The 12,108-nt window shown below is 68.2% G+C and carries 14 protein-coding genes and 2 pseudogenes; 12 read left to right on the top strand and 4 right to left on the bottom strand.

Annotation, left to right across the window (positions count from 1 at the left end; translation table 11 throughout):
• Positions 1-8 precede the first annotated feature (8 nt).
• The 3 genes from nreA to ACMGFE_RS25365 form a co-directional block, all read right to left on the bottom strand.
• On the bottom strand, positions 9-1,259 hold the full coding sequence (nreA, locus tag ACMGFE_RS25355; RefSeq protein WP_436928058.1) for a DNA repair protein NreA: 1,251 nt from the start codon (positions 1,257-1,259) through the stop codon (positions 9-11).
• A 112-nt stretch (positions 1,260-1,371) separates the two neighbouring features.
• Complete coding sequence (locus ACMGFE_RS25360; protein ID WP_436928059.1) at positions 1,372-2,304, bottom strand: M48 family metallopeptidase; 933 nt, start codon at positions 2,302-2,304, stop codon at positions 1,372-1,374.
• A gap of 57 nt (positions 2,305-2,361) precedes the next feature.
• Complete coding sequence (locus ACMGFE_RS25365; RefSeq protein WP_436928060.1) at positions 2,362-3,324, bottom strand: transcription initiation factor IIB; 963 nt, start codon at positions 3,322-3,324, stop codon at positions 2,362-2,364.
• A 195-nt stretch (positions 3,325-3,519) separates the two neighbouring features.
• On the opposite strand from ACMGFE_RS25365, the gene rnhA reads away from it, so the two are divergent.
• Positions 3,520-4,113 carry a ribonuclease HI gene (rnhA, locus tag ACMGFE_RS25370; RefSeq protein WP_436928061.1) on the top strand — a complete coding sequence of 198 codons (594 nt, stop codon included), beginning with the start codon at positions 3,520-3,522 and terminating at the stop codon, positions 4,111-4,113.
• 4 nt (positions 4,114-4,117) lie between these two features.
• Entirely contained in the window at positions 4,118-4,738 is a 621-nt protein-coding gene (locus ACMGFE_RS25375) for a DUF7108 family protein (protein ID WP_436928062.1), read from the top strand.
• 4 nt (positions 4,739-4,742) lie between these two features.
• Here ACMGFE_RS25375 and ACMGFE_RS25380 read toward each other — a convergent pair whose 3' ends face one another.
• Positions 4,743-5,105 carry a PadR family transcriptional regulator gene (locus tag ACMGFE_RS25380; protein ID WP_436928063.1) on the bottom strand — a complete coding sequence of 121 codons (363 nt, stop codon included), beginning with the start codon at positions 5,103-5,105 and terminating at the stop codon, positions 4,743-4,745.
• A 222-nt stretch (positions 5,106-5,327) separates the two neighbouring features.
• Between ACMGFE_RS25380 and ACMGFE_RS25385 the strand changes: the two genes are divergently transcribed.
• The 10 genes and pseudogenes from ACMGFE_RS25385 to ACMGFE_RS25430 all read left to right on the top strand — a co-directional run bounded on the left by ACMGFE_RS25385 (position 5,328) and on the right by ACMGFE_RS25430 (position 12,082).
• Positions 5,328-5,861: an inorganic diphosphatase gene (locus tag ACMGFE_RS25385; protein ID WP_415380939.1), complete on the top strand. Its 534-nt coding sequence runs from the start codon at positions 5,328-5,330 to the stop codon at positions 5,859-5,861.
• Between the two features lie 419 nt (positions 5,862-6,280).
• Positions 6,281-6,451 carry a hypothetical protein gene (locus ACMGFE_RS25390; protein WP_436928064.1) on the top strand — a complete coding sequence of 57 codons (171 nt, stop codon included), beginning with the start codon at positions 6,281-6,283 and terminating at the stop codon, positions 6,449-6,451.
• A gap of 154 nt (positions 6,452-6,605) precedes the next feature.
• On the top strand, positions 6,606-6,791 hold the full coding sequence (locus ACMGFE_RS25395) for a hypothetical protein (protein ID WP_436928065.1): 186 nt from the start codon (positions 6,606-6,608) through the stop codon (positions 6,789-6,791).
• Positions 6,792-6,884: 93 nt separating this feature from the next.
• A pseudogene (locus tag ACMGFE_RS25400) lies at positions 6,885-8,000 on the top strand (alkaline phosphatase family protein); the annotation flags it as partial.
• Positions 8,001-8,306: 306 nt separating this feature from the next.
• Positions 8,307-8,792 (top strand): annotated as a pseudogene (locus ACMGFE_RS25405) (alkaline phosphatase family protein); the annotation flags it as partial.
• Between the two features lie 260 nt (positions 8,793-9,052).
• Positions 9,053-9,577 (top strand): DoxX family protein, encoded by a 525-nt coding sequence (locus ACMGFE_RS25410; RefSeq protein WP_436928066.1) that lies wholly within the window; start codon positions 9,053-9,055, stop codon positions 9,575-9,577.
• 14 nt (positions 9,578-9,591) lie between these two features.
• The gene (locus ACMGFE_RS25415) at positions 9,592-9,891 is read left to right on the top strand and encodes a hypothetical protein (protein WP_436928067.1); all 300 of its coding nucleotides are present in this window, start codon (positions 9,592-9,594) and stop codon (positions 9,889-9,891) included.
• Between the two features lie 259 nt (positions 9,892-10,150).
• Positions 10,151-11,032: a cell division protein CdpA domain-containing protein gene (locus tag ACMGFE_RS25420; protein WP_436928068.1), complete on the top strand. Its 882-nt coding sequence runs from the start codon at positions 10,151-10,153 to the stop codon at positions 11,030-11,032.
• A 69-nt stretch (positions 11,033-11,101) separates the two neighbouring features.
• Positions 11,102-11,428 carry a transcription factor S gene (locus ACMGFE_RS25425; protein WP_415380933.1) on the top strand — a complete coding sequence of 109 codons (327 nt, stop codon included), beginning with the start codon at positions 11,102-11,104 and terminating at the stop codon, positions 11,426-11,428.
• A gap of 24 nt (positions 11,429-11,452) precedes the next feature.
• Complete coding sequence (locus ACMGFE_RS25430; protein WP_436928069.1) at positions 11,453-12,082, top strand: DUF6517 family protein; 630 nt, start codon at positions 11,453-11,455, stop codon at positions 12,080-12,082.
• Positions 12,083-12,108: the final 26 nt, after the last annotated feature.

The raw sequence follows: 12,108 nt of genomic DNA on the forward strand, positions 1-12,108 counted from the left end.
TTCCGCGCTCAGAAGTCGCTGATCGAGGTCTGCAGGCCCGCGACGAGGTTCGACTTCCGGCGGAGGTGGCCCAGCCCGATCGGCAACTGGTCGACCAGTCCGTTCAACGCGGCGTGGAAGCTCTCGGCGACGCCGTGCTCGCCGTCGAAGGCGTGGCGGACTCCCTCGCGGACCTGCCAGACGCCGACCGGCGCCCAGTACTCGTCGGTCACCTCGCGGAGCACGAGCGCCTTGGCCTGCCGGTCGCGCTCGTGGAGGTGTTCGAGCACGGCGAGCCGGGAGGCGTAGAACGCGCCCGCGGTCTCCTCGACGTAGCTCGTCCGGCCCTCCCAGCCCTCGTGGGCACTCCCGAGGTAGTAGTCGTTCGCGGTCGGGTTCCAGACGCTCTCGGGGGCTTTCATCTCGACGAGTTCGTACTCCCAGTTGCCGGGTGCGAGGATCACCCAGTAGCGGTTGCCCATGTACTCGTTCGTCCAGACCGAGACCTCGTCGACGGTGTCGCTGTGTTGGAGCCCGCCCCGCAGGTACTTCCCCACCGTGTCGTCGACGGCCGTGATCGACCACCGCGTGGGGACGAGTTTCCGGTTGCGTCCCTGGCCGAGCGCCCCCGCCGAGAGGATGGTGTTGACGTCGTAGACGTCGAACCCGCGCCGGTAGAGATAGGTCATCGCCCCCTCGGCCGCCCAGTCGTCGTCCTCCAGGGTCTTCTCGACCGCGCGGGGGACGTGCGGGTTCTCGGCGAGGTCGGCGTTCCTCGCGCGAGCTCGCGGCCCCGTCGGCGTCGAGATGTCGTCGAGGCTCAGGTCGATGTCGGGCGTGCCGTCGAGGCCGACCTCGACGTCGACGGGGTGGTCGGCGATGGCCACCTCGCGCTGGGTGCCGACGAAACCGTCCCAGACGTCGTTGACGTCGACCTTCGTCGAGCGCGTCGAGTTGAGCATCCCCGTCCGCCGCTGGAGCACGTCGTCGATCTGATAGCCCTGCTGGTACCAGTCGCCGCTGGTCGCGAAGTCGGCGGCATCGGCGTCGCCTCCCATCGGGGAGAGGACGCCCGTCGATACATCGGGGTAGCCCGACCGGCCGACGAACACTTCCGGCGCCGTGGAGCCGAACAGCGAGTCGCCCTGGACGGCCTGCTGGAACTCCCGCTCCACGTCGTCGAGGTACTCCGTGATCTCGTAGGACTTCTCCTCGGCCAGGCGGCGCTTCTCGGCCGCCTCGTCGCGCTGGAAGTCCTCGATGAAATCGTCGAGGCGCATGCCCGCCATTGGTCTCCCCGTACTGCCCCCAGCGGCTTGAATCAGTCGGTGGCACCGCGTGGTGGAGCCACGCGCCGGCCCCGATCGCCGGTGACTATCCCGCCCGCGATGCTCAATCGTCGGCCACCCGCTCACGGGCTACTCTGTCGGCGACGTCCGCGGGGGCCACGCCGTGTCGGGCCAGGCGGTGCTCGATAGCGGGGTGAACGGCGGTGAGTCGCTCCAGGTGCGTCCGCCGCGTCGCGAAGGGCGCTGCGCCGGCGAGGGCGTCGTCGGTCGCGCCCACCGATCCGACGGCGTACAGCCCGGTACAGAAGGCGGTCTCGCCGGCGTGTTCGACCGCCACGTCGTCGGCGTGACACTCTTCGAGGCGACTCGCGCGGGCCGCGGCGGCCCGCATGAGGACGACGACGCCGGCGCTCGCGAGCACGTAGACGACGGCGTTGACCGAGTTCGAGCGGGCGACGCCGGCGACGAGGAAGACGCCGCCGGCGAGCATCGCGACCTGGGGTGGGACGTGCCGGAGCGCGACCACCCAGAACGCCGCCAGGCCGGCGACGTGGGTGACCGCCTCGCGGACGGGCACCCGCCGCAGGTGGCCCAGCGCGACGTGCGCGAGTTCGTGAGCGACGACGGCGCGGAGCGCACCGTCGTCGAGCGTCTCGACGAGCGACGCCGAGACGATGAGGACCGTCCTGTCCCCGTCGCCGATGACGTTCACGCCGCCGGGGCTCTCGTGGTCCAGGACGACCGTCGGAGCGGCGACCCCGAAGTCCGCGGCCACTTCGGCGACGATCCGCTGCAGGTGCGGGGGCGCCTCGTCCGCCCACTCGACCCCGCGGAAGATCCCGTCGGTGACGACGCCGCTGATCGCGTACTCGAGACCGAAGCCCGCGATCGCGACGGCTGCGACCCCGGCCAGCGGCATCCCCGTCGCGTAACAGACCGCGAGCGCGACGGCGAGGGTCGTCAGGAAGCCGACGTCGACCAGGCGGTACGCTGCCGGAAGACCCGCGAGGCGGTCGAGTCGATGCGTGAGCGACACGGGAGACGGGCCGTAGTTGGGTCCCCGCGGACAAAAACGGTCGCCCCCTCCCGCCAGTCACCCGAGGCCGATCACTTCGATCTGTTCCTGGTAGCGGTTGCGGATGGTGACCTCGGTCACCTGCGCCACGTCCGCGACCTCCCGCTGGGTCTTCTTCTCGTTGCACAGCAGGGAGGCGGCGTAGATGGCCGCGGCGGCGAATCCGGTGGGGGACTTGCCCGAGAGCAGTCCCTGTTCGGCGGTCTGGTCGATGATCTCGTTGGCTTTCGTCTGGACCTCTTCGGCGAGGTCGAGTTCGGAACAGAACCGGGGGACGTACCGCTTGGGGTCGACGGGCTCCATCTCCAGTCCGAGTTCCTTCGAGACGTAGCGGTAGGTGCGTCCGATCTCCGTCCGGTCGACGCGGGACACGTCGGCGATCTCCTCCAGGCTCCGGGGTATCCCCTGCTTGCGGCAGGCGGCGTACAGGCAGGCGGTGGCGACGCCCTCGATGGACCGACCGCGGATGAGGTCTTCGTCGAGGGCGCGCCGGTAGACGATGGAGGCCACCTCCCGCACCGAACGTGGGACGCCCAGCGCGGAGGCCATGCGGTCGACCTCCGAGAGCGCGAACTGGAGGTTGCGCTCGCCGGCGTCTTTCGTGCGGATGCGCTCTTGCCACTTCCGCAGGCGGTGCATCTGGCTCCGTTTCCGCGAGGAGATCGTGCGACCGTACGCGTCCTCGTCCCGCCAGTCGATCTGGGTCGTCAGTCCCTTGTCGTGCATCGTCCGGGTCGTCGGCGCCCCTACCCGCGACTTCTCCTCGCGCTCGGTGTGGGTGAACGCTCGCCACTCCGGTCCCGGGTCGATGGTCCCCTCCTCGACGACCAGCCCGCACTCGTCGCAGACTAGTTCCCCGCGGTCCGCGCTCGTGACCAGCTCCTCGGACCCACAGTCCGGACACGCTCGCTCTACGCGCTCGTCCTCGCTCTCGCTCGTGCGTTCGGGAGTGCGTTCCCGCTGGCGGCTGGACCGTGTCATCGCACCCGTGTGCTAATCGGTGACACCGTTTAAACCCTTGGTGATATATCTTGTGACCTCGCAGTAATTTGCCGATACGTGCGACGCGTCCGGAGGTCGTCGCGGTCCGCGATCGCCGTTCGGCAACCGAGTCGTCCGGTCCAGTGCCGGTCGGGATCCGAACGCATTTGGCCGGGCGCGGGCGACCACCGGACGATGCCGACAGTCGAGTGCGACGTCGACGCTGCCCGCTCGCGTCTCGAAGACGCGGGCGTGGCGATCAGGGAGGGCAACACCGACCACGAGCGCTGGCGCGCCGAGCGCGGCGACGCGACGGCGGTCGCCTACGACGACAAGGTGGTGATCCAGGGCGCCAACCCCGCCGAACTCGAGGGGCTGATCCGCGAGGGAGGGGGGCGCGCGCACGTGTACTTCGACGGGGCCTGCCGGGGCAACCCCGGCCCTTCGGCGGTGGGCTGGGTCATCGTCAGCGGCGACGGGATCGTCGCGGAGGGCGGCCACACGATCGGTCGCGCCACCAACAATCAGGCCGAGTACGAGGCCCTCATCGAGGGCGTGCGGGTCGCCCGCGACTACGGGTTCGACGAGATCGACGTGCGGGGCGACTCGGAGCTCATCGTCAAACAGGTCCGCGGCGAGTGGGACACCAACGACCCCGACCTGCGCGAGTACCGGGTCACCGTCCGCGAGTTGCTGATGGACTTCGACGAGTGGTCGCTGGAACACGTTCCGCGGGAGATTAACGACCGCGCCGACGAACTCGCCAACCAAGCGCTGGACGACGCCTGAACCCATGCCCGACGAATCACCCGACCCGAGCGAAGCGCCGGACGTCCTCGCCGACGACGACGGCGACCCTGACGACCTTCCCCCGGAATCGGTCGTCGAGGAAGCCGAACGACTCACGAAACTGGCCAGAGAGGCCGTCGTCGACGAGGAGGCCGAGGCCTATCGCACCGACCGCGACGAGCGCCTCGCGACCCACGACTACACCGCACGGGTCCGCGAGGACGAGACCCGGGACGTGCTCGTCCTCCACCCCGAGGAGTGGGTCGAGGACGGCCAGATCCGGACCGAACGCGTCGACGACGTCGATCGCGGGATCGAGGTCCCGCTCTCGGGACCCGGCGAAGGCGACGACTGGGCGGAGATAGACGAGTACAACCGCGAGATCGTCTCGGAGGTGCGCGAGGAACGTGACGAGGACCACGCCGCGAACGTCGCGGCGCTTGCAGACTTCATGGGCAACCACTACGCGAAGCCGATCCACGACGCGACGGCCGCCGAACTGGAGGAGTTTCTCGAAGAGTACTATCGGCGGAACGCGTGGCCGACGCCGGAGCAACGAGCGGTCGTCGAAAAATCGGTGGTCGCGGCGTTCGAGGTCGCGGACGAGCGGTGTCCGCTGGAGTAGCGAGTTACTCCTGGACGGCGTCGACGATCTCGCGGAGGTCGTCGGCGCGGTCTTCGCTCGTGACGAGCTTCGAGAACTCCCAGGAGAGCTGGTCGAGGACCGTCTCGTAGCCCTCGTCGGTCAGCGCGTACTGGTTGGTTCGCTTGTCGAGTTCGCTCTTCTCGACCAGACCCATCTCGACGAGGTCGTCGAGGTTGGGGTAGAGCCGGCCGTGATTGACCTCGTCGTCGTAGTACTCCTCGAGTTCACGTTTGATAGCGAGGCCGTAGCGCGGTTCTTCGCCGAGAATAACGAGGATGTTCTGCTGGAACGCGGTTAGATCGCGTGCGATTCCGGGTGTGTCAGTTACCGATTGTGCCTCTGACATGGTTAGTGGAATGTCATCTGGCTATTTAACACTTGTTAACTTTCTTCCGTTATTGCCCGGATTTATAAGCGACTGGCGAGTCTTTCGCGGCCGATATCACGGAATGATAATTCAATGCGCGATCGGATAGCACTCGGGGTTCGGACCCGACACGCCGGCGTTCGGACCGCGCTGCGACCGAGGTCGAAAGGCCTTTGCCGCCGCCCAGAGGACTCGCGAGTGATGTCCAACCTCTGGGAAGACCTCGAGACGGGACCGAACCCGCCCGAGGAGATCTACGCGGTAGTCGAGTGCCTGAAAGGCGAGCGCAACAAGTACGAGTACGACAAGGATATCCCCGGCGTCGTCCTCGACCGCGTCCTCCACTCGAACGTCCACTACCCCTCCGACTACGGCTTCATCCCGCAGTCGTACTACGACGACGAGGACCCCTTCGACGTCCTCGTCCTCGTCGAGGACCAGACGTTCCCCGGGTGCGTCATCGAGGCCCGCCCCGTCGCCCTCATGAAGATGGACGACGACGGCGAGCAGGACGACAAGGTCATCGCGGTCCCGAGCGAGGACCCCCGCTACGACCACATCGAGGACCTCGAAGACATCCCCCAGCAGCAACTCGACGAGATCGACGAGTTCTTCGCGACCTACAAGAACCTCGAGGAAGGCAAGGAAGTCGAGACCCTGGGCTGGGAGGACAAACAGTCCGCCTACGACGCCATCGAACACGCCCAGGACCTCTACGAGGAAGAGTTCCAGTAGCGCGATCTCCGCGGTAGCGAGAGCTCGACGCGAGCGTTCCGCCGATCTTTTCGCCGCCTACTGAACCGTCGCCGTCCCGACGGTCGAGCGCTGTCCCCGCGGTCGACCGCCGTTCTCACCATCCAGCGCTGTCCCCGCGGTCGACCGCCGACCGAACGGAGCTACCGCCCCGGTAGCCGTCGCTATTTCGACGACCACCGGGCCCCCCGTACCGCCGCCGGTCCGCGACGCCGCGGGCGGGGACGGTAGCCGGCGCGTACTCTTCACGTGAGTTCAAGGGCGGCTTTACCGTTTAATCGGCGGACGACGCGCCGATGTGAACGGTCGTGAACTCGTCTGAAGCCGGGCGAAACGACGGACGACATCGTCCCCCTATTTGCCCCGGCCGTCCGTAGGCCGACTCGTCCGAGGTGACACAGATGCAGAACAGCGATCCCCCCTCCGCCGCCGCACTGCGCGAAGAGCTATCCGCCGTCTCCGAGCGGTTCGTCGCCGTCGAGATCGACGGCGAGACCGTCGTCTTCGACACGACCGAACCCGACAGCTGGATCCTCACTGACAACGCCGTCGACCCCGAGACCATGCGCTGAGGCCGGCCTCCGCTCGGACTGTCGCGCAGTGGTCCCCGCCCGCTGGCGCCCGACCGGCGGGAACCGGTATGCTCCCCACGCATCAGGTCCGCGTCGACCCATGAATTATGAGCATGGGTAATTACTTGAGGCGCGCGAACGTACAGTATCACGTATGGCAACCAGGAACCCGTCCACTGGGATGGCCCACCTGACGGTCGTCCCCGAGAACTTCGAGCCGGCGGCGGACGACGAGACGGCGGCGAGCAGCGACGGGGTGGACGAACGGGTGAGCGGCGACGAGTCTGCGGGCGAGGGCGACGAACGTGCCGGCAACGACGAACGGCCCGACGGGGAGTGAGGCCGACGAGCGGGGACACCGGGGCGTCACCGACAGACCCCGAGACTGTCCGCGAGAAGAAGCTTCTTGTGCCCCACCGCGGTAATCCGGGGTATGGGACTGTTCGACCGTATCCGCGGCGGCGACGACGACCCGCGGGTCGCTTTCTTCGGTATCGACGGCGTGCCGTATAGCCTCATCGCCGAGCACAGGGAGGAGTTCCCCAACCTGGCTCGGCTCATCGACGAGGGGTCGGCCGGTGCCATCGACAGCATCGTCCCCCCCGAGTCCTCGGCCTGCTGGCCGGCGCTCACCTCCGGCGTCAACCCCGGCGAGACCGGGGTCTACGGCTTCCAGGACCGCGAGGTCGGCTCCTACGAAACGTACGTCCCGATGCGGCGTGACGTCCAGACCAAACGGGTCTGGGACCGCGTCCACGAGGCCGGCCGCCAGGCGACCGTCATGAACGTCGTCACCACGTTCCCGCCCCAGCGCGACGTCCAGCGGATGGTCTCGGGCTTCCTCTCGCCGCAGGTCGACAAGGCGGCCTACCCCGACGACTTCCGCGACTACCTCAAGGGGATCAACTACCGCATCGACACGAACGCCAGTCTCGGCCACACGGACAAGGGGGAGTTCATGGAGGACGCCCACGAGACGATCGACGCCCGCCACGAGGCGTTCAAACACTACGTCGAGGAGGACGACTGGGATCTGTTCTTCGGCGTCTACATGACCACCGACCGGGTCAACCACTTCCTCTTCCGCGACTACGAGGAGAACGGCGAGTACAGCGAGGAGTTCATGGAGTTCTACCGCAAGGTCGACGAGTACCTCGGCGAACTCCGCGAGTTGCTCCCCGACGACGTGACGATGATGGTCGCCTCCGACCACGGGTTCACGTCGCTCGACTACGAGGTCAACTGCAACGCCTGGCTCCGCGAGAACGGCTGGCTCTCCTTCGAACAGGACGGCGATTACGTCTTCCAGGTCGGCGCCTGGCTGCGCGAGGGCGACCGCCTGGAGTACGACCCCGACTTCGCAGGCGACCTCGACGACCTGATCGACCCCGACACCCTCGCGGCCGCCCTCGAAGACGGCCGACTCGTCGCTCACACCGAGGACGCCCGCGACGAGGCCGTCGCTACCCTCCAGGACGTGACGCCCGCCGTCGTCGACGAGGGCGAGGAGCGCGCCGTCGTCGTCGACGTCGACGACGTAGACGTCGATACGCACCGGACTGACGACGGCGAGGAGTACCACGTCGAAGCGAACCTCGTGAGCGCGTCGGGCGACGCTTACGTCGCGGACAACGGCATCGTCGCGCTCACCGAGGAGGCCCGCGACTACGTCGTCGAGGGCCTGGAGGGCGCGACGCCGAAATCGCTCGGCGTCGACAAGGCCGATACCACGTCCCTGCTCGACGAGGTGACCGTCGAGGAGACCGACTCCGGGTTCCGAATCACCCTCACGGCCGCCGACGGCGTCGACCTGGGAACCGACCTCGACCCCGACCGCGACATCCTCGAGTACACCCACACCGAACTGCCCGACATCGCCGACGAAGCCGACGCGTACTCGCTCATCCCGGGACGCTTCTACCTCAACCTCGAGGGCCGCGAGCCCCGCGGGAGCGTCCCCGAGGAGGAGTACGAGGAGGTCCGCGCCGAACTCAAGGCCGAACTGGAGGAACTGGAAGGTCCCAACGGCGAACCCGTCGCCGAGCGCGTCGTCACCAAGGAAGACGCCTTCCGCGGCGACCACGACGACATCGCCCCCGACCTGACCATCGTCCCGAACCACGGCTTCGACCTGAAGGCCGGGTTCAAGGGCCGAAAGGACCCGTTCGTCGAGTTCTCGGCCCGAAACGGCATGCACAGCTTCGACAACGCGACGCTCCTTATCGACGACGAGGAGGCTCGCGTCTCCGACGTCGACCTGTTCGACATCGCGCCGACCATCCTCGACCTGATGGACATCGACTTCGAGCGCGGCGAGTTCGACGGCTCCTCGCTGGTCTGAGGGCCGCCACCGTCGCCGCACCGTTCGCGGACCGATTCTCTCACCGCGTCGTCTCGGCCGTGGCTCGTCGCCCCCCTCCGAGCCGCTGGATCCGCGCCGGCGGCCGCGACAGCGTTCGTCCCCGCGAACCGCCCGTTCGAAGGGTCTTTTATGTGTGCAGCGGATCAGCCCCCGCGCCGTCTGCGGATTTTCAGAGCCCGGGAACGCGCGTCTCTTTATATGTGTTCTCGGCCGCAAGCTGCATATGTGAGGTGACGACTATGGCAACCAAAGCGGCGAACCCACTGGACGAGGAGTTCGCGTTCGACATCGGCGGGCCGATCGCGACGTACTGGGTCGCGATCCTGCGTGTGATCACCGGCTGGTGGTTCTTCCACGCGGGCGCGACGAAACTAATCGAGAACGGGTTGGCGTACACGTACGGACCGATCTACATGCAGGGCATGGAGGGAACGGCCCTCGGTCCGCTGCCGGTCTGGATGGGCAACAACCTGGCGTGGCTCATCGAGCCGGGCGTCCCGGTGTTCGAGACGCTCATCGGCCTGGGCATCATGTTCGGGGTCCTGACGCGGCTCGCCGCGTTCGGCGGGGCGTTCTTCATGACCCTGTTCTGGGTCGGCAACGCCGGCTTCGGCCACGGGCTGGTCACGGGCGACCTCATGGGCCTGCTGCTCATGGTCACGATGGCCGCGCTGGCCGCCGGCCGCTACTACGGCCTCGACGCCGTGATCGAGCGGACTCGGTTCGTCGAACAGCGCCCGAAGCTCAAATACCTGCTCGGCTGACGAGGTGACCACCAATGCAAAACACCACCACGAACCCGATCGACAGAGCGGCGATGGCACTCGGGGGCGGCCTCATCCTGCTCGGGGTCGTCGTCCTGGGCATCGTCGAAACGCTCGCCGGCCAGCCCTACGGGGCGGCGCCGCTGACCAACGACGCCGGCGACATCATCGCCACGCCGCTGGTCGACCCGAACATCCGGACCGGCCTCGTGATCGCCGGCCTGCTCGTGCTGCTGCTCTGGCAGCTCTACCGCATGACCGCGGCGCCAGAGCGCGAACGCACCGACCAGCGGGCCGACGTGACCGCCGACTGACCGCGTCCGACCGCCGACCGACGGCGTTCGGCCGAACGTCGACAGACCGTCGACCGATAGCGTCCGACCGCCGACCGACGGCGTCCGACCGCCGACTGGCCGCATTCGACCGACGACCCGCCGCCGGCTGACCGCGTTCGACTCGTTCGACCGTTTTTTCGACCGTTCCCGGCCCCGATTCCCTCGCGGAGCGACCGCGCCGCCCCGGTCTGACGTGCGTCTGACGGGTTGTTTTGGTCTCTCACGGTGACGGTCACGTATGGCAAGCCTGACGGAAGTGTACGAGGGGCACCTGCGGACGGTGACGACCTCTCGTCGGTTCTACACGGGGGCGAGTCTCTTCGCGGCTGGGGCGGCGATGGTCGTCGGGAGCATCGCCGTATCGACGACGACGGCGGGGGCATCGCTCGGACTCGACCGGATCGCCGCGCGGACGCTCGCCGGGACGCTGGCCGGGCTCGGCCTCCCGGCGACCGTCCTCGGCGTCTTCGCCGTCCTCCCCTCCGGGAGGACGACCCGCGCCGCCGCCGTCATCGGCGCGAGCGTCAGCGTCCTCGGCGTCGCCCTGTTCCGCGTCGCCTACCCCGACCAGTGGTTCGGCGCCGGCGACCCGCTCGCGATCGCGACGGTCGTCGTCTACTTCTTCGGCGCGATGACGACCCTGTCGTGCCTGTTCGCCGGCCTCGCCACGTTCAAGACTCGCAACGACCCCGGCGGCACCGCGCGCATGGAGATTACCGAGTCCGGCAACGTCCGGCTCGTCGAGGACGCCGAGCCCGCCGGGGGCCTCGGGAGCGTCGGCTTCTTCGGCAACGATCCCCAGGGCGAGGTCCGGACGCAGACCAACCGCGAGGACCAGCCCAGCGCCGAGGAGACCAGTGGACGCGACGCCGAGATACTCTCGGGCCCGGGCCAGGGCCCCGCGCCCACCGCCGACGGGGGATCGGCGACGGTCGACGACCGCACCGACGCCGAGTTCATCGAAGCCGCCAGCCAGCGCGGTCGCCCGGACGCCTACTGCGGCAACTGCGCCCACTTCGAGTACGTCAAAGTCGACGAGAAGATCACCCCCTACTGCGGCCTCCACGACGAGCTCATGGAGGACATGGACGCCTGCGACCAGTGGTCCGAGGCGGACTGACCGGGCGAGCGCCCCGCTCGCACACCGCGGATCCGGACACTTTTCAATGAGTGGTCGTGTACGGCGGGTATGAAGTTCTGCGACGAATGCGGTTCGATGATGAAGACCGAGGGCGACGCCTGGGTCTGCGGGAGCTGCGGCTACGAGGAGTCCCGCGACGAGGCCGAGGAAGCCAAGACCGCCGTCACCACGCAGGGACAGGAAGAGACCGAGGTCATCGACACCTCGGACGTGAGCGCCGAGGACATGGGCCCGACGACCGACGCCCGCTGTCCCGAGTGCGGCAACGACCGGGCCTTCTGGGAGATGAAACAGATCCGCGCGGCAGACGAGAGCGAGACGCGCTTTTTCACCTGCACCGAGTGCGAGCACAAGTGGCGCGAAGACGACCACTGACCGCCCGCTGACTCGCCCCTGGACATGCCACGACGCGCCCTGGACGGCGGCGTGCCCGCGCCTGCCGTCCCCGACGACCTGCTCGGGGACGGCTGGGAGCGCGTCGAAGACACCACGGAGACGCTGTTCGGCGTCGAGGGCGCCGACGTGCGCGGCCGAACGCTGGTCTACGAGGACACCGACCTTCGAGCGGCGGTCCGCGCCGCGACCGACGGCGCCGTCGACCAGTCCTGGCGCTTCGCCTTCGCGACCAGACTCGCCTTTCGCCCGCCACTCGCGCCCGGTATCGGGCCGACGATGGTCCTGCCGTCGGTACGAAGCGAGGCGGTCAGACAGTTCGCCCACGACCTGCGAGCCCGCGGTGTCGTCGACGTCGAGCGCGGCCGCCGCGAACGCGTCAGGGCCGAGACCGGGAGCCGACGGCGACTCCGGCAAGTGACCGGTGAGGTGGATCTCGAGGGCGAGGAGTCGGTCCCCGTCGAAGGGTGGATCGGCGTCTGGTACGACGGCGAGATCACCGTCGGTGGCGGCGCGTATCCGCGAGTCTCGCTGGCCGACCGACTCGGCGTCGAAGCCGGCGACCACGCACTCCTCGGCCGTCGGCCGACCGGCTACCGGGAGACCCTCTTCGACCTCCTTCGAGCGGTCGGCTAACCGGTCTCGGACGCGAACGGGGAGAA

Source organism: Halosimplex amylolyticum (assembly GCF_051414035.1).
GTDB lineage: Archaea > Halobacteriota > Halobacteria > Halobacteriales > Haloarculaceae > Halosimplex > Halosimplex amylolyticum.